Source organism: Guptibacillus hwajinpoensis, assembly GCF_005144865.1.
Lineage (GTDB): Bacteria > Bacillota > Bacilli > Bacillales > Guptibacillaceae > Guptibacillus > Guptibacillus hwajinpoensis_A.
The window spans coordinates 1,089,125-1,110,919 of record NZ_SWFM01000001.1; the positions used below are offsets into that span (position 1 = coordinate 1,089,125).

A 21,795-nucleotide genomic window follows, 5' to 3' on the forward strand; every position below is an offset into this window, starting at 1 on the left:
TCCGTCCTTATAATGTTCCATGAAATTGCCTCTACTTACTTCGTCAATCAGTCAACTCCAAAAAGCATGTGCACGTTTATTATTTTCTATTTGGGTAATCTCCCATTCACCTGGGAACATCTTAGTCATTATAAAGAACTCCTGAATTGAATTAGAAGTTAAAGTAGTATCACTTTCTACAAGCGCAAATCCAATTAATTCATCGTCTAACAAAATAAAATAAGCTTGATGATGATCGTTAGTCCAGTACTTTCCTAAATCAAACGGTTTGTAAAATCCGTTATTTTCTAACCTTATTTCCGGTATATATCTGCTAAATTCATAAAAGTAAAATTGCATTAGGTTATGTCATATCGCCTCTTCAGTCGCTTGAACCTTCCGCAAAGAAACCATTTAATCAACTCCTTATTCTTATTGATTCTCAACTTACCTAATTTGAATAGTAGCACATTGAGTTATCACGAATGTGAGCCTTCAACTATGCTGACTAACTCATAAAAAGAAAACATGACTCTGCTCAAGAAATGCTTCGAGATTGTTGAATAAGTAACATTACGATTCTAGTTTATTTCTTGTTTTTATATTTTCTATTCAATCTATTAACCAATAACCTCCCTCCTAATCTTTGTATAGAGCCCCTTACTCTATTCGTCTTTAGCTCCGTTTGTTTATGCACAGCAATTCAAATAGCCTACATCATTTACATAATGAAAAACATTACCACATTACTAGATACTAATATTAAAATTAAACCTATTATAAATTTTCCATCAGTAAATTTCACTATTTCACCTCAATCTTCCTTCTACTGCAATACTGCGCTAAACTTGCATAGAGCGCTTACCTATTGATTCAGCAAGTGCTACGAAAGTGTGGAAGAAAGTACAGTTCTATTATCCTATTAATCAAGTCACCTTAGAACGATAAGCTCCATCAAGGCTTACTCAAAACTTTTAGTATAACGTTATTTTAATCGTTTGTAGATTGGGAAACGAATTCTATTAAAAGCCTTTTAATCTCTCTTTGTGACGCTACATTTCCCAATATTATTATTGTAAAGATCATGTTAACATGAAATTAATAATAGTCGAACTTTTCTGACATACATAATTGGGCCCGGGACCTAAGCAACACGAGTACACAGTTTGATTGTTATAGGATCTAAAATCATGATTGGAGGAAAAGAAATGAAAGCTACATTAAGAACATTAAGCATTGTATTTAGCATGGTTCTCGTTCTATCCTTATTGGTTGGAAATCTAAATTTCTCTACACCGTCTGCATCTGCCGCATCGGTAGACAAAGGACCGAAAGACTTCCTCGTTGGTTTTAAATCAGAAATCAAGACAGATCAAATTAACAAGATCAAGAACTTAGGTGGACAGGTTAAGCATCAGTACAAGTTTATGGATACAATGCTTGTTTCATTGCCTGACAAAGCAGCTGAAGCTCTTAAGAATAACCCTAATGTTTCGTATGTAGAAGAAGATCAAATGGCGTATGCAAGTGCACAAACAACGCCTTGGGGTATTCCTCACATTAAAGCAGATCAAGTTCATGCGACTGGAAACACTGGCTCTGGTGTTAAAGTTGCTGTTCTAGATACAGGAATTGACGCTAGTCACGAAGATCTTAACGTGAGCGGCGGTGCAAGCTTCGTTTCTGGTGAGCCAGATCCTTTCACAGATGGCAATAGCCACGGTACGCACGTTGCTGGTACAGTTGCTGGACTAAATAATAATGTTGGTGTCCTTGGTGTGGCGCACACTGCTAGTCTTTATGCTGTAAAAGTATTAGACAGTTCTGGTAGCGGAACTTACAGCGGTATCATTCAAGGTATTGAATGGGCTGTAGACAACAATATGGATGTAATCAACATGAGTCTAGGTGGCAGCTCTGGTTCAACTGCACTTAAAGATGCGAATGACAACGCTTATAACGCTGGTGTGCTAGTTGTTGCAGCAGCTGGTAATGAAGGAACAAGAGGGAAACAGAACACAATTGGCTATCCGGCAAAATATGCTTCTGTAATGGCAGTTGGTGCAGTCGATTCTAGTAACAACCGTGCATCATTCTCAAGCGTAGGATCTGAGCTAGAAGTTATGGCTCCAGGTGTTAGCATTTTAAGTTCTGTTCCTGGTAATAGCTACTCTAGCTACAATGGAACATCTATGGCTTCTCCTCACGTAGCTGGAGCAGCTGCACTTATCATTGCTGGCAACTCTGGCTTATCAAACGCAGATGTTCGTCAAAAGCTTAATGATACAGCCATTCCGCTTGGAGATTCTTTCTATTATGGTAACGGCGTAATTGATGTGTACGAAGCGACAAGATAATAATAAAGAAGCATGAATCGTTATCTCATACGATTCATGCTTTTTTTTGATTACTCTTTTTCATGAGTTACTTAAACCATTCATTAAATACTTGCCGTATTCGATCGGTGTACGAAAGACAGCTTCCCACGGTTGGTGAATTAATTGTCCATCTATAAATAAGCCGCTCACATAGTCCGAAATAAAATTACACTCAATAAAGTAGGGCTTTCCCTGTTTGGTTAGGCCAATATCGAATCCTAGATCAGCAAGAAGAGGAAAGTGGTAATCAAGGGCTTTCGCTGTTTGGATGGAAAACTGAGAGATATTATTTACAAGGGTTTGGTATGCAATCGTAGGATGTGAAAGTCTTGCCACTTCTTCAAACGTATACGTTGTGCCACCCTGTGCCCCATTCGTAAGAAAATCTTTTCCTTGAGCGACTTTACACATGATGCCAGATACCTGGAATTCCCCTCTTCCATTCTTTTGTACAGCCACCCTCATATCAAACGGATTGCCTTTGTAGTCTGCAAGTGGAATCATCTCTTGAATCATATACGTATTTGAACGAAGCCGGTTAATTAGTAGAGAAGGTATCACTTGTTTGAAAACCACTTGTTTCACTTCTTTATCGCCATCTGTTTTATAAGAAAGACACCATCCACTTTTCACACGCTCTAGCTTCATCGCCCCCATGCCAAATTCTCCGTAGCTTTTCTTCAGTATAAGCTCTTTATGAGTAGAAGCCATCTTATTTAAGTTCTCGACGGTAAACAGCTCAGTTTGAGGCAAATGATTTTTAATAACGGGATGCCTAAGAAGGATCTGGTGGACTTTGTATTTCTCCACATCGTAGTTCGGCACATTATAAACGATGTGTCCCTTGCTCATTAGTGATTTAATATGGGAACTATAAACAGGCAGAACATCGAGAACCCTTGTATAAATCACTTTTGGCGCAGGAACTTCTTTTAGAACAAACGCCTGATGTTCAAACACGTATGCTTTTAAGGTAGACACTCCCGGTTGAACATCAAAGAAACGGAAGTAACACGGAATGAGACCAACTTCTCTCGCTGCACTTTCCCAAATCATAAACATCCCTAACGTCCCACCCTGTAATCGAGGCATTGCTTCATAAGTCGTTTTGGGAAGGATAATACCTAGATAGTGATCGCTCACAAGTATCTGCCCCTTTCCCTTTACTCTATTACGGAGAGGGGCAGAGGTGTGCCTGGTCTATGAGTCATGACTTGTCATTCTACCTTATTTTTTCTAAAATCATGCTCCTATGCGATTGATGTAGGCCACCAACCCAAACTACTCGTCAAAATGAATCTCCAAAACCTCTCTCGCCTTACCATCTAACGTAAATCTCATTACGTGTGGAGCATCGCCATATGGATTCTCAACAGTCACTTTCCACATAACACCATCCTGCTGGTAGTCGATAATAGGCGTTTCCTTCAAAGCTCGATCGAATTCTTCATCTGTTACCTTTTCCTTCTCGCCATCCTTGATTAGGACGTATCCTCCATCTTCTTCATAACCGATCTTGTCTCCTGTATGGTTCTTAAACCACTGTTCAACTTCGGGAGAATCCTTACGCGCAATATCCAGAAAGGTTGATTCGGTTACCTCGTCTTCCCTGTTGATGATATCGAATAGGAAATGCTCGTATACGCTACACTTAGGGCTACAAACATCAACAACAATCGCTTCTACTGGAAGTTCGCTTTTCTCAAGCGTGTGTTTCCCTGCGGTATCAATCCGATAGTTCACCCCATCCGTGATACCAAATCCTGATCGTTGGCCATCTGAACGTAAGGTATAAGAATCGACGCCTTGATGATCAAGCATTGATTTCTTAATGAGATCAATCTGGGCAAGAAAGAAACCTGCTTCCGTGTAAGGTGGTTCAACGTATGGATCGCGCACTCTTTCTACCTTACGTCTTTTCACGATAAGCTTTTCATCATCTTCTGAAAGCCTGATACGGTAATGAATCTCCTCGGAGAACGCATTCTCCTTCATATCCATTTGTAAATCTGTCATCTTCCCTTTCTCATTCATCATCATTTTAAAGTGTGTGATCCTCACACCTTGTTCAAAGTCGCTCAACTCGTTATGTACGTTCTCCCATTCTTCGACCAAACTCCCGCTGTAGAAATTCGTATTCTGTAGCTCGATTTCCCGTGGCCATTCAAAAATGGTTGTTTGAATAAAAGGAATTATAAGGGATAAAAGATAAATAACAAGTCCGAGGTACGCCGCTCGTTTCTTCACCTTCGCATTGATCTTGATGTTTCTGAAAAACAATAAGAAAACCAAGAACCCAAGCGGTAGCTTCCAATCACCTAGATCAAAGGTGAATCCACCTAGAATAGCGTAGCCGATAAGTTTCAATAGTAAGTATGGTTCTGATTCCTCTGACTTACGGTATAGCGTGATAATCGTAACTGTTATTAAAGTATAAAAGCCTAGTCCTATAAAATTGTTCATGTTGCCTCCTTGCTAATTGAATTTTTTCATGAATACTCTTTACCGTTTCATTAAAATAGAAAAAAGAACTTTCGTTGGAGAAAGTTCTTTTTAAAACTGTTCGTGTACGCTTTACGGCAAAATAAAAAGGATGTCCCCCTGAAACGAGACTCTCCTACTCATTATCGAACCTTAATGCTATCATGAAGCATTTCATACATCATTTTCATCTTCAGCAACTTCATTTGATTTTCCTCAAACCGCTGCACTAGCGCCTTATTCGCCTGACCATCAAAGTTATGCTCAATCTGATTAACGATTGCTTTGTGTCGCTCACTAAGAGAGCCTACTGCATAGCAATGTTCAAGATGAGAGGTTAAGAGATTAGCCTCAGATTCTAAGTCATTCTTGATCTGAGATCTCAGATCATCCTTTTGGCGCTGTCTTTCCCAGTAATCGTTCCACCAGTCAAAGTCAAAATCCATTTCTTCACCTGCTTTATCTTATGATTCATACCGTAGCCACTGCGCGAGTAATTGATCAGCACGCATCAAGTCATCGCTCATTCGTTCCATATTGTAAGCAATATCCGCTGTATCCTGATGCGTATCACCAAGAGATGCCATTAAGCTGTCGAACATTCCAATATCAAATAACATCGGAACACCATCTACCGGAGATTTGGTGAACTCATGAAAATACCCTTCCACATCGGCTGTATTTAATTTATCAAACCGACCGCTGCCGACCGCATTGACGTATTTGCTTTTGATATCACGCATTGAGTTCATGTACACATCAAGGAAGTCTAGCAACGCTTGCTTCGTTGCTTCAATTTGCTCCTCGCTTTGCTTCATTTCTTGCACATACATTTCCATTAAGCTTTCTTGAATTTGGATGTGGAAGTCAGAGACACCGCTGTTTTTAAGAGCGAGTGGAGATAGGGTGAGCTTTCCTTGAATGTTTTCGTCGAAGAGAGATTGTGGTAGGAAATATCCTTCCTCGTCATACATACTACCAGAACGATAGTTTTTAATACCGTGAGTTTCAAGCCAAGGCATACTACTCTCAGCAGGATCACCCATATAATAAACCGATCCCACAGACTTATCGTAAAATGTTCCAACCGCGTCATCAGGGTACGTATAGCTGATCACATTATCTTTGAATTCACCATTAATGGCTCTTTGCTGTTGTTCAGGTGTTAATAGCGAATAGATGTCTGCCGCTGCAAAAGTAACCGCATTTGAATCATTCGTTACTGCAAAATATTGTGCTAACCCACCACCAAGAGAATGACCAACAAAAGTAATGTTTTTCGCTCCGAACTTTTTTACATAGTGAGCGACTTTCTCTTTCGCTTCGGTGAACTGATTCTTGTGTGTATATGTAATGGTGCCAGCTTTTGTATCCAATTGAGCTTTACCACTTGTTAGTCTTGCATCCTGGGAAGGGGTTCCTAAATAGGCTGTTGTCCCATACCTGTTTTTGGTATAATTAGAATCGCCAAGGACGATTCCTTCTAGGTCTTCGGTGACATCTTTATCCGATTCAACTATGTCAGTATTATTCACTGTATTTTTCTCATATACGAGATTTCCATTTTTGATGCTCGCAGTTCCTGAAGCTAACATTGCGTCTTGAGAAGGTGAGCCGACGTATTTGGTCTTAACTTCGGTTGTTACTGGAGTTGGCATTTCTGTGCCGCGAAAGCTGATGACGAGTTCGTCGGAAATAGGGTTTTGTAGTACATAGCCAAAGAGACCAGTTTCTTCGTTTTGAATTTTATCTATGACATGCCATGATTCTATTCGATTTGCATTGATGTTAACTTCTACTACTTCTAAATCATTTGAATATGTATCTTCAGAAATACGCATAGCCGCTTTATCAATTATAGTAGTACCCATAACTAACCCCCTTAAATTCCTAGACTGAGGTGAATTTCATTGAGAATACTCGTAATAATATCCATCGGAATTATTATACTATTAGGAGGATGTAATGTGAACGGTAATAATGACACCACTTACGATAAAGCTACCACAGAAGAAGCTATTACAACTGCTAAAAGTTACATGATAAACAACTTCTCAGTTGAAAATGTTGCCCTAGGAGAACCATACCAAACAGAAATGGGCGGAATGGCAATTGATGGTACCGTTAATAATGATGAGAAGTTTACGATTAATATCAATGAAGATTTTACAGTTGATGGGTTAGCAATAAGAAGCAAAAACTTTCCCCCTAGAAAAAAAGGCTGTGAAGAAAAAGTTTGTGAGTATTAATGTGAAAACCCATCGGAATTTACAATGTTCATAACATACTAAAGGTCATGCATTCTGATAGTTAGTGTTCACAATCATGGGGGACGGTTCTGCTGATTCATCTTCTATTTAATAAAAGACCAGGCGAGCTAAATACTGATGTATATAGCCGACTGGTCTTTCTTATGCTCATAATGGTGGATTGAAAGAATCATGAGAACCGTCCCTATGATTCTCATAATAATTCTCTCCCTTTTTAAAATCGAAAGTAAGGAGGTAATACTATCTACAAATTCCTATTTTTACCCATAATATTGATTATACTATTAGGAGGATGCAGTGTGAACTCACAAAGTGAAAACTTTGATGATGAAAAAAAGGAAAAAGCTAAAGAAGCAGTTAAGAGTTTCGTAGTTAGCAATTATAAGGATATTGACACTGTTGAAATAACCAAACTTCACCAAAGTGAAATGGGCGGACTAAATATTGAGGGTACTGTTAATCACGGGAGAGCTCAATTTAAAGCTGGAGTTAGAAATGATTTTTCTATCGGTAATTTAAGTGTAGGAGATGAATTTCCTGATATAAAAGAAGAGTGTAAAGAACGATTATGTGCATATTAATATGTATTGATCAAAAAAATGAGTGTCAAAAGAAAGTTTGCTAGAAACGTGTTGAGAAAGGAAAGAATTCTATTGAGAAGATGGTTAATCTCTTTGGCTTTATTACTTATCCTACTTGTTGGGTGTGGCGTAAACTCACCAGGTGAGAACGATGATGAAACGATCTCGAAAGCAAAAGATACGGCTGAAAGCTACCTGATTCATAATTACTCTGATATTCATCAGGTCGAGTTTGATGAAGACTCAAGCAACCCCATGGGTGGTGTGATGGTTTCTGGGATCGTAAACGGAAATGAGAAGGCAAACTTTTCGATTGACATAGAAGTGGAAAACAATTTCTATGTAGGAAGCATTGGAAAAGGCGAAGAATTTCCTGAACGAAAAAAAGAGTGCATTGAACAAACATGTGACTATTAAATTACGAATCATCGGAATCATCGGGGACGGTTCGAGACCAGTGAAAGAGTAGTCACTTTCTTAAAATGAGCTTTTTAAGGGGTACTAAAATGCCTCGCCGTATATTAAACGAGCCTTAGAAGCTATTCTAGGGGCTCGTTCTTTCTCATGCTCATTTGGATGGATTGAAAGAGATCATGAGAACCGTCCCCACGATTCAATGCAGCTCTGTCTATTATTGATTTACTCACAAGCTTCCCCCTATTTCTTTAGAATGAGGTGTTTTTTTGAGAATAATTGGAATGATTACTATCGCAACAATTTTATTATTAGGAGGTTGCAATGTGAACTCTAATAAAGAAAATTATGATGAGGAAACAGTAAAAAAAGCAAAAATAAATGTTACCAGTTATATAAAGAACAATTACGCTGACATCGAGAACCTTACAGTAAACGACCCCTATGAAGCTGAGATGGGAATTATGACGATTGCAGGCAAAGCAAATGGAGAGGATTTTTCTGTAAGCTTAGACACTGAACTTAAGATTGCTGGTGTAGCAATCTTAAGTGAAAACTTTCCAAAAAAGAAAGAAGAATGTCTAGAAAAAATTTGTGATTATTAATTTTTTAGTAATAACCTGTATCTGTTAGGAATCATCAGGGACGGTTCTGGTGATTCATCTTCTATTTAAATACTGATGTATATAGCTGCCTGATCTTTCTTATGGTCATAGGGTTAGATTGATAGAATCATGAGAACCGTCCCCATGATTCTAGATATAATTAGAACTGCCATTGGTGAGAGATCTGCAGAAGGAACAATGAAACAAGCGAAAGAAAAAGCAGAAAGCAATTTTCGGAATAATTTTCAAAATGTGAATAAAGCAATCTTTGTTGACATCCAAATAATCCAATGGGCGCAGAGAAATAACGTGTGACTATTAACATGTATTTGGATAGCCCACTCACCTTCATAATCAACCTTTCTTCTACCTAATACTTTACTGAAGTATACCTTTACTTATAGGAATCCAATGAGGTGGTTTTTTGAGACAAAATGCAATCATCTGCCTTCTAGCATTCTTGATAGGATGCAATGTGAATTCATCAACTGAAGTGTATGATGATCAAACGATTGAAAAAGCAAGAGAACGTGTAGAGAGCTATTTTCGCCATAATTATGAGGACGTGGGAAAGGTCTCTTTCATCGAAGATACGAGTGATCCTATGGGCGGTTTAATGATAAACGGGACGGTTAATGGAGCGGAATTTTCAGCAAGCGTTGAGCCGAATCAGTTTATTGTAAACAGTGTAGGTGAAACGGAAGGCTTTCCAAATGTAAAAGAAGAATGCCGGGAAAAGGTTTGTGATTACTAACAAGAGGTTCGTATCTCCTTTGACTTATCGAGTTCGCTCTTCTTCCATGGGTAGGCTCGTTCTTGAAGAAACGGTCAATAATGGAGCGACTTTTAACATTGGTGTGAATGATGATTTAACCGTTGGAGCATTGGAAAAGATGCGGGGTTTAGAGATCGTAAGGAATCCTGTATGGAATATACTTGTGACTATGAGTATTGATAGCATGAAGAATTCACGGTTAAGGTGGTTAGAGTCGTTAAACCGCACTTTTATTTTTGAACTGAGGTGATTTTATTTGCGGACGGTCTGAATGCTTTCCATTGTCATTATGATTCTATTAGGTGGCTGTCAGGGAGACCAATATGATAAAGCCACTACTCAAAAAGCGGGTGCAACGGCAACCAGTTACATGAACAAAAACTTCTTAATTGAGGATATTGCTCTAGGAGAGACTTATCAAACGGAAATGGGCGGCATGGCAATTGAAGGAACGGTTAATGGAGATAAGAAATTCACCATTCATCTTAATGAAGATTTCACGGTGGATGGGTTAGCTATTCGAACCAAGAATTTCCCACCTAGAAAAGATGGGTGTGAAGAAAAGGTTTGTGATTATTAATTAGCGGAAGTTGCATAATATTCAATTCGTAGCAACTGATCCTCCAATACTTTCATGAGGTGATATTTTGAGAATACAAATAATATGTTTTATCGCACAACTTCCCCTATTAGGTGGTTGTAGCTGAATGACATCGAGTGAAAATTATGATCAAGAAACAAAGAATAAAGCAAAAGCATCGGTTGAACGTTTTATTGTAAACAATTACGAGAATGTCGATTCCGTCGAATTCACCAATGTTATCAAAGTGAAATGGGTGGACTAAACGTTGACGGCACGATCAATGAAGGGGAAGCTTACTTTTCCGCTGGCATTGAAAATGACTACCCTGTAGGTATTATTGGATAAGGTGAAGTTAGAAAAAACGTGTGATTATTGAACAAAAATAAACTTCTGTCGCATTATAGAAGCCTCATCCCGACTTATTTAGTGAGTCCAGCGCCATATATTAGCCAATTTCAAGATATATTGTCCAATCTACGTTTTTATTGGCTAAAATCGAAATATATTGTCCAAATCCTCATTTTATTGGCTAACAAGAATAATTCTAACAACACTAAATCGCTAATTCACATTCAAATCGAGTAACAGTAGGAGTAGTGCTTATTAGAGGAGGTTGAATCATCGGTGACGGTTTTGGTAAATCCTCTTCTATTTAATAAAAAACCAGGCGATCTAAATACTGATGTATATAGCCGACTGGTCTTTCTTATGGTCATAATGGTGGATTGAAATAATCATGAGAACTGTCCCTATGATCCTCCTAAAATCATCAGTGAGAAGAGCCTAAAAAGTAATTGATGAAAATAAAGACGATGGATATGAATCCAAGTGAGGTCAATGTCACCAATACGATCTTTCTTTTTTCCTTATAGTATAGATGAACAATAACGAAATAGATTGGAGTGACGACTAGAATAAAAAGAATTCCTCCGACTATATCTTTTGTTACATAAACCACTGGGTCTTCATTAATGATGGCATAAATAATAAAGTGCAAAAGCCATGATCCTAGCATTGTATAACCTAATATATGCATGATTTTTTTAGAGTCGATACGGTTTCATCCTTTTTAATTCAAATTATGTAAAAAACTATATTAACTATCCTATTAGTGAAATACTCTTTGTGGTCTCCTCTCAAACATTAACATAATTAACCAGCTTGAACTCGATGAATTCATAGGAGAATTGGCATGAATCTATCGCTCGACTCCTATCTTATACGCACTATTTTCACGCAATCAACCATCTCTCTATTTCCAAACCCACACAAAACAAGCTTAATCCTCACTCAATTCGGGTAACAATAGCAATAGTAATTAATTGAGGAGGTTACAATATGGATGCTCATGAACGAGTGCAAGAATGGATTCACTCAACATTTGATACCAAAGACGTTACTGTTCAACATGATGATTCGTTACCTTATGGGCAGCGTGTGTTGTCGGAACGTGATGATGATTATGCGATCGTCTTCTTTGATGAATCGTCCGATCAGGTCTTATGTTCTTTTAAGGAGTTAAATCATCTTTATTTCCGCGTAGACCCTATCGTTGAATTTGCGGAAAGGCACTGCCAATGAAAAGTTTCAAGAGAGACAGAACAATCATATAGCTATCCTTTTCTGATCTACTACTCTATTTATCAAAGACTGATTGATAGTGATTCAATTAAGATGGAAAAGGATAGCTTACATGTTTCTTTCCATCATGAAGGCGAATCGGCCTTTTACCGTTTGTGTATACATACTACTATCCCTTACCGTTAACAAACCACATATGTATCACTTCTCCAGATTGGGACCGTAATTGCTCGATCGCAATCTTACACGCACTTTCCTCCGAATCAATTAAAGTAAATCCATCATGTTGTGGGCTCCAAAACTCATGTCCTAATTCTTCCATCCAATAACTAACTTCTGTGGTAAATAAGCCATCTCTTCGTTTGATGATCTGCGCTTTATATTTCTTGCTTGGTGAGAATATTTTATTGATTACTTCTGCCATTGTTTCTTCAACCTCTCCTTTATTAAGCCGCATTCCAATGCAACATAGATCCTTTTTTATGTAACTTACCGTTTCAGAACAACGCCTTATCTTCCTTCTAATGACATCCAGCTTTTCCAGTTCTATACTAACCTTAAGAAAGCCACACAGTAAAGGAGGAAGATAAGTGAAAGTCTCACTCGACGTCGACCGTAAGCACGAAGAAACAAGCGTCACCATTCACTGCAACGAAATGGATGATTCAATAAACGACATCCTAGCTTTTCTAAATGAGAGAAAATCAGAATTTATTATAGGAAGAAATGGCGAGCAGCAGCAGCACATCTTGAAACCGAATCATGTTCATTACTTTCATACAGAAGGAGAAACAGTGATCGCCACCACTTCTGACGGAGCATTCAAGGTGAAGGAGAAGTTATACGAGCTAGAAGAAACGCTCCCATCTACTAAGTTTATTAGACTATCGAAATCAGTTATCGCCAACCTTCACGAGATCAGCTACTTTGAACCGTCCTTTAACGGGACGCTCGCAGTACACTTTAAATCTGGAGGCAAAGAGTATGCTTCGAGACATTATGTTGGAAGAATGAAAGAGGTTCTCAAAATGAATAGGAGGGACAACTAAATGAAAACATTTCTATTTAGAAGTATGGTTGGTGTCTTTTTTGGAGGGTTCTTTGCGGTTTTACTAACGTATTCAGCGATCTTTCTTGGAGATCAAGGAACGCTAGATTCAACTCTTTTTGTAAAAAATTCTCTAGGCGCGATTTTTTGTGGATGGTTATTCTCTGTAACACCGCTTTACTTTGAAATACGATCACTCAATCTTCTTCAGCAAACAGCCTTACACTTTTGCACAGTCATGGTCGCGTATTTAGTAATCGCTTTTGGAATCGGTTGGATTCCTCAGGAAGCAATGAATAGTGTGATTTTTGTCGCTATAGCACTGATCACCTACACCGTGATCTGGTTTGCATTTTATTTGTACTTCAAACATGAATCGAAAAAAATGAACGAAGACCTTCAGCATATTAAATAAGGCTCTACCACAAAGGAGTCAGGTACGTACCTGACCCCTCTTTTACCATGCGCTAATTTAATAATACACCTTCCATTGATACAAACAATATAAATAGGAAAGCACCAACTAATAACAACCCCATCGTTTTTCGTTCTTTTTGAAATTCTTCTATTCCCATGACCAGCATCAGTATACTTAAGAAAAACATCATAAGAGGCAAAAGATCAACATGTTTTGTAATTAGTACATAAACACTTATTGAAAAAGTTGTAATCGATAAAACCATTCGTAATATCTTCAATGAAACCCTCCCTTTCATTCCCATACCGATTATTTCAAAACTCTTCCGGTAAATCCATATGTATTTCATGGTTCACAAAAGACCAGGCGGCTATAGGATGGCCCACCTGGTCTTTTGTTACTTATTGAGAAGCTGAACTGAATCACCTCAGGATCGTTCCCGTGATGAAGGTAATCAAGTGATTGATGGATTCAAAAATAGTTCGCGAGTGCCTGTCACCACCCGGTTTTGCTCGAATCATGTCGAATCGCTTTGGAGGTTGACATAGGTACTCCAAATCAAATTAGAGCTTAGAGTGACATCTATGTCTCTAAGCTCTACTATCTATTTCACTTTATTTAATCACCTTAGCTAACCCTAATGCAAAATGCTCCCACAGTATTTTCTCTACAGATTCGCCTTTTGCCTCATCACAATCAACAATAAGAATAACTTCCGATTGTTTCCCTTTTAGTCTATGCTTTTTCTTTGTGTTCTTTAAGACCATAAACAAGCGAATTAGAAATCCAATCATAAATCCACCTACAGCACCGATTAGCCCCCAATAGATTGGCCCCCAACTTAGTTTAAATCCAATGCTAGCAGTGACTACAGCAAATACTGTTGCTAACGGCATTGCGATATCAATCAGTGATATTCCGTCTGACCGATGCAATGTATCAAAGATCTTCCTGCTTTCTTCACGATTATCAAGTGGCACTGCGTATATGTCTTCGCTTTTTATACCAATTTTCTCTAGATTGGAAATGGCGATTTCTAGAAAGACATGATTCTCAAAGGTTGAAAAGATTTGCATACTCATATCATCTTTTTTCCTTTCAGTATGCGAAATGTTCTTGCTTGATAATGTTTCTTAAGGAAACGTCTTTGTTCTTTTTCATAAAGCTTATTGTTCTCTACTGTATTCATATAGGCATCGAATATAGCGAAACCATATACAGAAGGAAACATAAGAAACCATTCAGGTTTCAGAACATTAGTCGCTTTATCGATCTCTCCTAAGAAGAGCAGGGATACTCCTTCTAACATGTGTGAGTAATAAAAGAAAACAACACTCCAAATAATAACAACAAAGGCAGAAATAATTCTATGAATGTATAATTGTCCTAAACCCGGCATAAACAATGACCATAAAGCAGCTAAGAAAGGGTTTCTTTTATCCAAGTAATTGATTTCTAAAGCCCCTATACTGAACGAGTTAATTTCATGATCTTCTCGTTCAGAAAGAATATAAACATTATTCAAATCAACCGTTGTACGGTAACTATCCCATATGGCGAAAATATAGACGGGTATATAAATAAGTAGCCAACGAGTATCTAATATTTCTTTCGCCATGGGAATGTTTCCCTGAAAAGAATAAATCATTGCTTGATTGACATGCGCCCTTAAATTTATAACAACTTCCCATGCAAGTAGGAGAAATCCTCTAATGTACTTAGACAACAACAAGTGACCAAACCCAGGGAAAGCTACCGACCACCATGCGATCACGTAAGGATTTCTTAAATGAATTGAAGTTGTGCCAAGAATACTAACATAAGCCTTATACCTTCTTGCCGTATTATCGTTCTTATAGTTATCCAATAAAGTCCATCCTCAATGAATTCAATGATGCTTCTATTTTTTCCAAACATTTTCATATTTATTAAACATCTTTCGAAAGGACCACAACGATAAGTTGATTTAACTCAGACACGACTACCTCTACTATCTCGTTAAATAGAATAGGATGTGAAGATCTGTTTAATCTAAAGCAATTACACCCTACTGACATAAGTGACAACATGCTCGATTCCTTCAATCGTTATCAAGTAACGAATAAAGTACTAGTTAACGAATTAGGAAAGCTAATTGAAAAAGAAGATCGATTTGAAGAAGATTGGTCCTTAAGTCGAAAGCGTGAAATCGTCAACCACTTTAACTATGTGATGGAACACGGCGGAGCGGTCATCATCGTTACACGGGAAACATTTGTTGTGGGATTTGCGGTGATTGAGCCAGGAGAATTCGGACAAACCTTCCGCTATCGTGAACTGTCTTACATTCATGTCTCATCAGAAGTTCGTGGAGATGGTATTGGTAAGGAGCTTTTTAAGAAGACACTGGTCATTGCGAAGCTGTTAGGAGCAGAGAAATTATACATCGGTGCTCATCCTTCAATAGAAGCGCAGCGCTTCTATTCTAGAATGGGATGTGTCTTAGCAGAAGAAATTAATGAAGACATTTACCTTCGGGAACCGCGTGACATTCAGTTGGAAGTTACTTTGTAATATAACAAAAGGGGGCCAGGTATGTACCTGACCCCTTTTTCGATGTGTTAATTTAATAATGCCCCTTCCATTGATACAAACAATGCAAATAAAAAAGCACCAACTAATAACAACCCCATCGTTTTTCGTTCTTTTTGAAATTCTTCTATTCCCATGACCAGCATCAGTATACTTAAGAAAAACATCATAAGAGGCATAAGGTCAATATGTTTTGTGATCAGTACATAAACACTTATTGAAAAAGTTATAATCGATAAAACCAGTCGTAAAACCTTCAATGAAACCCTCCCTTTCATTCCCATACCGATTATTTCAAAACTCTTCCGGTAAATCCATATGTATTTCATGCTTCTTCTATTTTAGAAAGCCTTACTTAGACATAAGACCAGGCGGCCAGGATAATTAGTTCAGTTTTGAAGTACAAAACCCAATTTGCACCCTAAATTGAACTGCTTATTTTTAGTATAATTGCGCGTTGATTTTCGCACGTAAATTCATTGAATACTGGAACTGAATTTGTGAGGATAGTTGGTAAAATTATTTTAATATTTGAGTAGCGATATTGAGCTAAAGGACGGTTTAATTGAAAATTGGTTTCGGTAAGAGTTGATAGCAGGAGGTGCTTTAACATTGGTACCACCCTTTGTACCAAGGAAAATCCTCAATATTCTAGTGCGGCATTAACTGTTAATTTAATAGGACCTTAGTGTGAGCCACTCCTTTATGGAGGGGCTTTTCATTAATCTTCTACAAGGTTGATGATAGGTACAAGCTGTTTCAAAACGAATTCCCTAGCATATCCTATACTAGATTAGTTACTAGAAAGGAAGACAATGAATGTTAAAAAGTAGTCAATATATAGGTCCAGACGGTCGTGTACACACGAGAGGTCACAAAGTTCCATATTTAAATTGTTGTTGTCCCACACGAAATATTGTTCGAGCGTATGTGTCAAATGAAAGTGATGGTACAGTGTCTGTGATCGATACTAGGGCGAATTTGGTGAGCGCTACTGTTTCTGTTGGGAACGCCCCATTTGGAGTAGCGATTACGCCAGATGGAAGCTGTGTGTATTGGACAAATAGGGATGATAATACAATGTCCGTGATTGATACGGTAACGAATATGGTGAGCACTACTGTTTCTGTTGGGGATGGCCCAATTGGAGTAGCGATTACACCAGATGGAAGTCGAGCGTATGTGACCAATTTTAATGATGATACAGTGTCCGTGGTCGATACGGGGACGAATATTGTGAGCACTACTGTTTCTGTTGGGGATGCCCCATTTGGAGTAGCGATTACGCCAGATGGAAGCCGAGCGTATGTAACCAATCGGGATGATGGTACAGTGTCCGTAATTGATACGATGACAAATATGGTGAGCGCTACTGTTTCTGTTGGAACAAACCCATATGGAGTAGCGATTACGCCAGATGGAAGCCAAGCGTATGTGGCAAATGAAAGTGATGGTACAGTGTCTGTGATTGATACGGGGACGAATATTGTGAGTGCTACGATTTCTGTTGGGACAAACCCATATGGAGTAGCGATAAAACCTGATGGAAGCCGAGCATATGTGACAAATCAAACTGATGGTACAGTGTCCGTAATCGACACGGTGACAAATATGGTGATGGTTACGACTTCTGTTGGGAATACTCCAAGATTAGTAGCGATAACACCAGATGGAAGCCGAGCGTATGTAACCAATTTTGATGGTACAGTGTCCGTGATTAATACGGTGACGAATATTATGTGCGATACCGTTTCTGTTGGGAATGCACCTTATGGAATTGCAATAGGGACGGTCTCTACAAATACAACTTAATGGGAAAAATATACCTTAATAGCTTAGAGCTACTATTAACTATTTTGAACTTCAACAAGCTGCGTAAAAAGATATATTATTTTAGAATCCTTTTTGTGGCGTATTTATATGTTGGAGTTACAATGATATAATCTTCAATTAAAGAGAGCAATTGTGGAATAATTAAATGACACTAAGAGCATTTTCCTACAGGGAAGTTGCTCTTGTTCTGTACAAGCAATTGAATAGGTTTTTGCATACCAATTTTAGTATATTTAACGTGCAGAAACGGTGGTACGACAAATAAAAACGCCATCCAAATCACTCTGCAATTTCAGTGGCATTTTCTATTGTACTTCTACATTTTGGACTCAAAAACTGAACTACTTAGCCATAGGAAGGCTCGCCTGGTCTTTTGTACTTATTGAGGAGCAGGACTGAATCATGAGAACCGCCTCCTACGATTAAAGCATAACGATCACAAATACTTCTCCATCCGAATATCAGACCACATTTTCCCCTGATAGTATGTAAATTCTTCTAGCCTCGCTATTTCCTTATAGCCTAATTTCTGATAGAGCGCATACGCCTTTGTATTAAATTCAAATACACCCAGTTCAATACGATGAAGCCCTTGTTGCTTGATCTGCTTTTCTATGAAATTAATCGCCTGACGCCCTATTCCTTTCCCTCTAGCTGATGGTTCACCAATCGTAATTCCGATCCAGGCGGTTCCCGGCTCTTCCTTGAATAGATGAGGTGGGTCAATCATATAGTTTATTTCTCCAACCAAATGATCGTCCAAACAGATCTGGAATAGTTCCTGGTATTTAAGACGCTCTTGAATGCCATCTAGCGTGATTGTCTCGCTTCTCTCTAATTCTTCTTTATTCTTGTTAGGGCGAATCAATGGCATTAACGCCGTATCATTTTCCCACCTGTTCAGAACTTCTACAAACAAAGAAGTGGGTTTCGTTAACTTAATAAATTTGATAGTCACGTGATGCTCCTTTCAATGGTCAGTGTGTGGATTTCATGAGTTTCTTTGTACAAACTACTTAAGGTCACTTCTATTATAAAATGAAAATGTATAACATACCCAATGTTTCGTGCTTATTGTTCTACTTGTCCAAACACTTCTTTTCAATTCTTTTGCAATCATTTTTTAAGGCTCTTTTCGTAGACATTGTTGCTATAAGAGGAGTGGTTGATTTCCGCTCCAGTGAGGTCTCACCTGTCCCGCTAATCCCGCAGGAGTCGAGCACCTTCCGCTCCAATCAGCAAAGTGTGTCCTTTACACAAAAAAATCTTTCAAAAGCAACAGTCTTTTAGGAGCCTTTTTTAAAGAAGCCGTGACCAACTAAAACAGGTAGTAAGTATGTTCCTCTCTCCTAGTCTATATTTAATATAATGAATGTTATGCAATAAGAGTCCTACTTTAAATACAAAAAAGCAATTCAATTAAGAACACAAAAGTTTGTACTCTAAAATTGAACTGCTTAGTGTGTTGCTATGCTCTTATCTATTTCACAATCAATACAGGACAATTGGCTCGTTTGGCTACCTTGTGACTGACACTACCTAAGACAAACTCCTGTAATCCATTAAGTCCGCGACTTCCGATGATGACGATATCAAACTGGTTATCGTTTGCATACTTCACGATCACTGGACCTGGTTCTCCACGTAATACTTTAAGTTCGTATGATACACCTGCATCCTTAGCAATTCGCTCAACTTCACTCACCTGATCTTTACGTGAATCATTTACATCGACTGCATGCCAATGGGTAAGAACGTCACTTTTTGCACGATCGACGTCTACAACATACACAACCTCGAGCTTAGAGCCTTCAGAACACTTCGCGATATTGACTGCATTTTCTGCGGCCCGCTTCGAATGCTGTGAGCCATCGGTTGCTAGTAAGATCTTTTGGTACATAGTCGTTGCCCCCTGTCAATGAGATCCAAGCTTATTTGCTAACTTCCCTACTAATTCGGTACTATCCTCATTTAAACCTGTTACATTCACTTGTTTTCCGTTTGATTTAAATTTAGAGACAATCTTATCGACTGCAGCGACCGCAGAATCGTCCCAAATATGTGAACCACTTAAGTTGATTTCAACTTCTTCAACGTCAGCATCATCATACTGAAATTTATCGAGAAGTTCTGTGACGGAAGCAAAGAAGAGCTCTCCGTGTATCGAATAGATGATTCTTCCATCTTTTCTCTCTTCCTGAATACGAACGCGAGAGATTTTTGAAACAAAGAAAACAGAACTTAGAATAATTCCAGCAAAGACTCCTATCGCTAAATTGTGTGTTAACACCACGGTTAGAACGGTGATGATCATGACTGCTGCATCCGTTCTAGGTACAAGGTGAATTGTGCGAATGGAGTTCCAATCGAACGTACTAACAGCGACCATGATCATAACTCCGGCTAATGCAGCCATCGGAATTTGAACGACGATATCACCTAATACAACGATGAGAAACATCAGGAAAACACCAGCGACAAGCGAAGAAAGTCTTCCTCTCCCCCCTGATTTGATATTAATTATTGACTGACCAATCATTGCGCAGCCTGCCATACCACCGAAGAAACCCGTGATAATATTTGCGATTCCTTGCCCTCTGCTTTCCGTATTTTTGTTGCTGTTTGTTTCGGTCGAATCATCTACGATCGAAGCCGTTAGAAGTGATTCCAATAACCCGACAATCGCTAGTGCAAGTGAATACGGGAAAATAATCATCATCGTCTCGAGGGTAAGAGGGATCTTCGGAATTAGAAAGATCGGGAGCGTTTGTGAAATGGTTCCCATATCCCCTACTGCCCGAATATCAAAATCCATCATGATGGTAACAATCGTCACCAAAACGATCGCAACGAGCGTAGAAGGGACAGCTTTCGTCACATACGGAAACAAATAAATAATAGATAACGTGACAACAACCAGGACATACATCACCCATATCTCATCAACAAAATGCTCAAGCTGAGATGTGAAAATGAGGATAGCCAGAGCATTCACAAAGCCTACCATGACAGATCTTGGAATGAACTTCATGTAGCGAGCTAACTTAAACAGTCCGAAGATCACTTGAATAATACCAGTAAGAATCGTGGCCGCTAATAAATACTGAAGACCGTAATTTGCTACAAGGTCAATAAACAATAATGCCATAGCACCTGTCGCAGCGGAAATCATACCTGGTCTACCACCAACAAATGAGATGGTTACCGCAATCGTAAAAGAAGCATATAACCCAACCATTGGATCGACTCCTGCAATGATCGAGAATGCAATAGCCTCAGGAATGAGGGCGAGCGCTACCACCAATCCAGATAATAGATCACCTTTAACTTTGCCAAACCACGATTCTCGATAGGTGGATTGAATCAAACAAAACCCTCCCTTCACAGTTCTTGGTAGTATGTGCAAATGGGCAGCGCTAATACAATGCCTGGCGTGCTGGTGCCTGTCACCACCCGGTTTTGCTCGAATCATGTCGATTTCGCCCTATTTAATAGAAATTGGACAAGTATCTATGCCAACCCTATTCATTTTCATATGATGATAGAGATTCTATAAAGAAGAGAGGAAAACAAATGACAAGTCCTGTATCAGGCTATATTACTGATAATCGAAACTTAGTAGGACGAAATGGTACACCAGACCTTTTTTATAATATTGAGGACAACCTTGCATTTGAAAGAGATCCCGAAAACCTCCTCTATCTCATATCATCACAGCAAATGCCTGCGATGATCGGTGGGTCCCTAGGCGATTTGAGAATGTCGAAAGGATCGATTCGCGAACCTCATTGGCATACAAATTCATGGGAGCTAGTCTACCTAGCTTCAGGCTCTGCGACAGTAGGGATTCTCGATCCGAACAACGATAAAGTAAGAAAATACAAACTTAAAAAAGCCGGTGAAACAGTCTTTATTCCAATGGGCTATTTACACTGGATTTCAGCAGATTCAGACGACACCCAATTACTTCTATTCTTTAATAACGATCGATTTCAAACACAGGATGGTTCTAAAATGCTTACCCAAACCCCACTCGAGGTTTATGAACAAGCCTATAACATTGAGCCAAAGAAAATGAAAAAAGCGTTAGAACCAATCGAAGGACAAGGCGCGGTCGTTATCGGACCACCACCTTCTCTTTCAAGGAAAAGAAACAGAAAAAGACGATAACGAGAATAAACCTTAGATAGACAGGTGAATGAAAAACACCTGGTCTCCCTAAGGTTATTTTGATGGAACATAGATCGTGGTACAGTTCTCAATGATTACGTATAGCAC

The 21,795-nt window shown here is 38.7% G+C and carries 29 protein-coding genes; 15 read left to right on the forward strand and 14 right to left on the reverse strand.

All coding sequences use genetic code 11. The features are described from left to right. Positions 1 to 51 precede the first annotated feature (51 nt). A complete protein-coding gene (locus tag FBF83_RS05385) occupies positions 52 to 339 on the reverse strand; it encodes a hypothetical protein (RefSeq protein ID WP_136946077.1) in 288 nt (95 codons plus the stop codon). An 848-nt stretch (positions 340 to 1,187) separates the two neighbouring features. On the opposite strand from FBF83_RS05385, the gene FBF83_RS05390 reads away from it, so the two are divergent. Continuing rightward, positions 1,188 to 2,336 carry a S8 family peptidase gene (locus FBF83_RS05390; protein ID WP_136946078.1) on the forward strand — a complete coding sequence of 383 codons (1,149 nt, stop codon included), beginning with the start codon at positions 1,188 to 1,190 and terminating at the stop codon, positions 2,334 to 2,336. A 60-nt stretch (positions 2,337 to 2,396) separates the two neighbouring features. Here FBF83_RS05390 and FBF83_RS05395 read toward each other — a convergent pair whose 3' ends face one another. From FBF83_RS05395 to FBF83_RS05410, 4 genes are all read right to left on the reverse strand, one after another. After that, positions 2,397 to 3,500: a YheC/YheD family protein gene (locus tag FBF83_RS05395; protein WP_136946079.1), complete on the reverse strand. Its 1,104-nt coding sequence runs from the start codon at positions 3,498 to 3,500 to the stop codon at positions 2,397 to 2,399. A gap of 138 nt (positions 3,501 to 3,638) precedes the next feature. Further along, entirely contained in the window at positions 3,639 to 4,820 is a 1,182-nt protein-coding gene (locus FBF83_RS05400) for a hypothetical protein (protein ID WP_136946080.1), read from the reverse strand. A 161-nt stretch (positions 4,821 to 4,981) separates the two neighbouring features. Continuing rightward, entirely contained in the window at positions 4,982 to 5,284 is a 303-nt protein-coding gene (locus FBF83_RS05405; protein WP_136946081.1) for a hypothetical protein, read from the reverse strand. A gap of 18 nt (positions 5,285 to 5,302) precedes the next feature. Next, positions 5,303 to 6,709: an alpha/beta hydrolase gene (locus FBF83_RS05410; RefSeq protein WP_136946082.1), complete on the reverse strand. Its 1,407-nt coding sequence runs from the start codon at positions 6,707 to 6,709 to the stop codon at positions 5,303 to 5,305. 96 nt (positions 6,710 to 6,805) lie between these two features. On the opposite strand from FBF83_RS05410, the gene FBF83_RS05415 reads away from it, so the two are divergent. The 8 genes from FBF83_RS05415 to FBF83_RS20740 all read left to right on the forward strand — a co-directional run bounded on the left by FBF83_RS05415 (position 6,806) and on the right by FBF83_RS20740 (position 10,328). After that, a complete protein-coding gene (locus FBF83_RS05415) occupies positions 6,806 to 7,087 on the forward strand; it encodes a hypothetical protein (RefSeq protein WP_136946083.1) in 282 nt (93 codons plus the stop codon). A gap of 320 nt (positions 7,088 to 7,407) precedes the next feature. Continuing rightward, positions 7,408 to 7,689, forward strand: coding sequence for a hypothetical protein (locus FBF83_RS05420; RefSeq protein WP_169525195.1), 282 nt, complete (start codon positions 7,408 to 7,410; stop codon positions 7,687 to 7,689). A gap of 72 nt (positions 7,690 to 7,761) precedes the next feature. Beyond that, a complete protein-coding gene (locus FBF83_RS05425) occupies positions 7,762 to 8,106 on the forward strand; it encodes a DUF1433 domain-containing protein (RefSeq protein WP_205665304.1) in 345 nt (114 codons plus the stop codon). 323 nt (positions 8,107 to 8,429) lie between these two features. Then, a complete protein-coding gene (locus FBF83_RS05430) occupies positions 8,430 to 8,708 on the forward strand; it encodes a hypothetical protein (RefSeq protein WP_136946086.1) in 279 nt (92 codons plus the stop codon). A gap of 144 nt (positions 8,709 to 8,852) precedes the next feature. Further along, positions 8,853 to 9,023 (forward strand): hypothetical protein, encoded by a 171-nt coding sequence (locus FBF83_RS20735; protein ID WP_169525197.1) that lies wholly within the window; start codon positions 8,853 to 8,855, stop codon positions 9,021 to 9,023. A 109-nt stretch (positions 9,024 to 9,132) separates the two neighbouring features. Further along, positions 9,133 to 9,462 carry a DUF1433 domain-containing protein gene (locus FBF83_RS05435; RefSeq protein ID WP_136946087.1) on the forward strand — a complete coding sequence of 110 codons (330 nt, stop codon included), beginning with the start codon at positions 9,133 to 9,135 and terminating at the stop codon, positions 9,460 to 9,462. A 292-nt stretch (positions 9,463 to 9,754) separates the two neighbouring features. After that, on the forward strand, positions 9,755 to 10,063 hold the full coding sequence (locus tag FBF83_RS05440; protein ID WP_136946088.1) for a hypothetical protein: 309 nt from the start codon (positions 9,755 to 9,757) through the stop codon (positions 10,061 to 10,063). 127 nt (positions 10,064 to 10,190) lie between these two features. Next, a complete protein-coding gene (locus tag FBF83_RS20740; RefSeq protein WP_169525198.1) occupies positions 10,191 to 10,328 on the forward strand; it encodes a hypothetical protein in 138 nt (45 codons plus the stop codon). Between the two features lie 507 nt (positions 10,329 to 10,835). On the opposite strand, the gene FBF83_RS05445 is transcribed toward FBF83_RS20740, so the two are convergent. Then, positions 10,836 to 11,063 carry a hypothetical protein gene (locus FBF83_RS05445; RefSeq protein ID WP_136946089.1) on the reverse strand — a complete coding sequence of 76 codons (228 nt, stop codon included), beginning with the start codon at positions 11,061 to 11,063 and terminating at the stop codon, positions 10,836 to 10,838. A 341-nt stretch (positions 11,064 to 11,404) separates the two neighbouring features. Here FBF83_RS05445 and FBF83_RS05450 point away from each other — a divergent pair, with 341 nt between their 5' ends. Continuing rightward, positions 11,405 to 11,647: a hypothetical protein gene (locus FBF83_RS05450; protein WP_136946090.1), complete on the forward strand. Its 243-nt coding sequence runs from the start codon at positions 11,405 to 11,407 to the stop codon at positions 11,645 to 11,647. Between the two features lie 169 nt (positions 11,648 to 11,816). Here FBF83_RS05450 and FBF83_RS05455 read toward each other — a convergent pair whose 3' ends face one another. Further along, positions 11,817 to 12,071, reverse strand: a complete 255-nt coding sequence (locus FBF83_RS05455; RefSeq protein WP_136946091.1) for a hypothetical protein — start codon at positions 12,069 to 12,071, stop codon at positions 11,817 to 11,819. A gap of 166 nt (positions 12,072 to 12,237) precedes the next feature. On the opposite strand from FBF83_RS05455, the gene FBF83_RS05460 reads away from it, so the two are divergent. After that, the gene (locus FBF83_RS05460) at positions 12,238 to 12,696 is read left to right on the forward strand and encodes a LytTR family DNA-binding domain-containing protein (protein ID WP_136946092.1); all 459 of its coding nucleotides are present in this window, start codon (positions 12,238 to 12,240) and stop codon (positions 12,694 to 12,696) included. Beyond that, complete coding sequence (locus tag FBF83_RS05465; protein WP_136946093.1) at positions 12,697 to 13,110, forward strand: DUF3021 domain-containing protein; 414 nt, start codon at positions 12,697 to 12,699, stop codon at positions 13,108 to 13,110. 52 nt (positions 13,111 to 13,162) lie between these two features. On the opposite strand, the gene FBF83_RS05470 is transcribed toward FBF83_RS05465, so the two are convergent. The 3 genes from FBF83_RS05470 to FBF83_RS05480 all read right to left on the reverse strand — a co-directional run bounded on the left by FBF83_RS05470 (position 13,163) and on the right by FBF83_RS05480 (position 14,980). Continuing rightward, positions 13,163 to 13,393 carry a YczI family protein gene (locus FBF83_RS05470; protein ID WP_236690327.1) on the reverse strand — a complete coding sequence of 77 codons (231 nt, stop codon included), beginning with the start codon at positions 13,391 to 13,393 and terminating at the stop codon, positions 13,163 to 13,165. A gap of 334 nt (positions 13,394 to 13,727) precedes the next feature. Then, the gene (locus FBF83_RS05475) at positions 13,728 to 14,189 is read right to left on the reverse strand and encodes a hypothetical protein (protein ID WP_136946496.1); all 462 of its coding nucleotides are present in this window, start codon (positions 14,187 to 14,189) and stop codon (positions 13,728 to 13,730) included. A gap of 2 nt (positions 14,190 to 14,191) precedes the next feature. After that, positions 14,192 to 14,980, reverse strand: a complete 789-nt coding sequence (locus FBF83_RS05480; protein ID WP_136946094.1) for a hypothetical protein — start codon at positions 14,978 to 14,980, stop codon at positions 14,192 to 14,194. A 200-nt stretch (positions 14,981 to 15,180) separates the two neighbouring features. Between FBF83_RS05480 and FBF83_RS05485 the strand changes: the two genes are divergently transcribed. Then, on the forward strand, positions 15,181 to 15,666 hold the full coding sequence (locus FBF83_RS05485) for a GNAT family N-acetyltransferase (RefSeq protein WP_136946095.1): 486 nt from the start codon (positions 15,181 to 15,183) through the stop codon (positions 15,664 to 15,666). A gap of 47 nt (positions 15,667 to 15,713) precedes the next feature. Here FBF83_RS05485 and FBF83_RS05490 read toward each other — a convergent pair whose 3' ends face one another. Continuing rightward, positions 15,714 to 15,944 (reverse strand): YczI family protein, encoded by a 231-nt coding sequence (locus FBF83_RS05490; protein WP_240687984.1) that lies wholly within the window; start codon positions 15,942 to 15,944, stop codon positions 15,714 to 15,716. A gap of 559 nt (positions 15,945 to 16,503) precedes the next feature. Here FBF83_RS05490 and FBF83_RS05495 point away from each other — a divergent pair. Continuing rightward, positions 16,504 to 17,496: a beta-propeller fold lactonase family protein gene (locus FBF83_RS05495; protein ID WP_136946096.1), complete on the forward strand. Its 993-nt coding sequence runs from the start codon at positions 16,504 to 16,506 to the stop codon at positions 17,494 to 17,496. Positions 17,497 to 17,953: 457 nt separating this feature from the next. Here FBF83_RS05495 and FBF83_RS05500 read toward each other — a convergent pair whose 3' ends face one another. The 3 genes from FBF83_RS05500 to FBF83_RS05510 form a co-directional block, all read right to left on the reverse strand. Next, positions 17,954 to 18,475 carry a GNAT family N-acetyltransferase gene (locus tag FBF83_RS05500; protein WP_136946097.1) on the reverse strand — a complete coding sequence of 174 codons (522 nt, stop codon included), beginning with the start codon at positions 18,473 to 18,475 and terminating at the stop codon, positions 17,954 to 17,956. A gap of 522 nt (positions 18,476 to 18,997) precedes the next feature. Next, positions 18,998 to 19,417: a universal stress protein gene (locus tag FBF83_RS05505; protein ID WP_136946098.1), complete on the reverse strand. Its 420-nt coding sequence runs from the start codon at positions 19,415 to 19,417 to the stop codon at positions 18,998 to 19,000. Between the two features lie 15 nt (positions 19,418 to 19,432). Further along, positions 19,433 to 20,881 carry a SulP family inorganic anion transporter gene (locus tag FBF83_RS05510; RefSeq protein WP_136946498.1) on the reverse strand — a complete coding sequence of 483 codons (1,449 nt, stop codon included), beginning with the start codon at positions 20,879 to 20,881 and terminating at the stop codon, positions 19,433 to 19,435. A 209-nt stretch (positions 20,882 to 21,090) separates the two neighbouring features. On the opposite strand from FBF83_RS05510, the gene FBF83_RS05515 reads away from it, so the two are divergent. Beyond that, positions 21,091 to 21,687, forward strand: coding sequence for a cupin domain-containing protein (locus tag FBF83_RS05515; protein ID WP_136946099.1), 597 nt, complete (start codon positions 21,091 to 21,093; stop codon positions 21,685 to 21,687). Positions 21,688 to 21,795: the final 108 nt, after the last annotated feature.

Coding starts and splice junctions, on each gene's coding strand:
- FBF83_RS05405 (WP_136946081.1), bottom strand. CDS start 5,284: ATGGATTTTGACTTTGACTGGTGGAACGATTACTGGGAAAGACAGCGC.
- FBF83_RS05475 (WP_136946496.1), bottom strand. CDS start 14,189: ATGCAAATCTTTTCAACCTTTGAGAATCATGTCTTTCTAGAAATCGCC.
- FBF83_RS05390 (WP_136946078.1), top strand. CDS start 1,188: ATGAAAGCTACATTAAGAACATTAAGCATTGTATTTAGCATGGTTCTC.
- FBF83_RS05440 (WP_136946088.1), top strand. CDS start 9,755: ATGCTTTCCATTGTCATTATGATTCTATTAGGTGGCTGTCAGGGAGAC.
- FBF83_RS05495 (WP_136946096.1), top strand. CDS start 16,504: ATGTTAAAAAGTAGTCAATATATAGGTCCAGACGGTCGTGTACACACG.
- FBF83_RS05485 (WP_136946095.1), top strand. CDS start 15,181: ATGCTCGATTCCTTCAATCGTTATCAAGTAACGAATAAAGTACTAGTT.
- FBF83_RS05400 (WP_136946080.1), bottom strand. CDS start 4,820: ATGAACAATTTTATAGGACTAGGCTTTTATACTTTAATAACAGTTACG.
- FBF83_RS05515 (WP_136946099.1), top strand. CDS start 21,091: ATGACAAGTCCTGTATCAGGCTATATTACTGATAATCGAAACTTAGTA.
- FBF83_RS05450 (WP_136946090.1), top strand. CDS start 11,405: ATGGATGCTCATGAACGAGTGCAAGAATGGATTCACTCAACATTTGAT.
- FBF83_RS05410 (WP_136946082.1), bottom strand. CDS start 6,709: ATGGGTACTACTATAATTGATAAAGCGGCTATGCGTATTTCTGAAGAT.
- FBF83_RS05505 (WP_136946098.1), bottom strand. CDS start 19,417: ATGTACCAAAAGATCTTACTAGCAACCGATGGCTCACAGCATTCGAAG.
- FBF83_RS05385 (WP_136946077.1), bottom strand. CDS start 339: ATGCAATTTTACTTTTATGAATTTAGCAGATATATACCGGAAATAAGG.
- FBF83_RS05455 (WP_136946091.1), bottom strand. CDS start 12,071: ATGGCAGAAGTAATCAATAAAATATTCTCACCAAGCAAGAAATATAAA.
- FBF83_RS20735 (WP_169525197.1), top strand. CDS start 8,853: ATGATTCTAGATATAATTAGAACTGCCATTGGTGAGAGATCTGCAGAA.
- FBF83_RS20740 (WP_169525198.1), top strand. CDS start 10,191: ATGACATCGAGTGAAAATTATGATCAAGAAACAAAGAATAAAGCAAAA.
- FBF83_RS05465 (WP_136946093.1), top strand. CDS start 12,697: ATGAAAACATTTCTATTTAGAAGTATGGTTGGTGTCTTTTTTGGAGGG.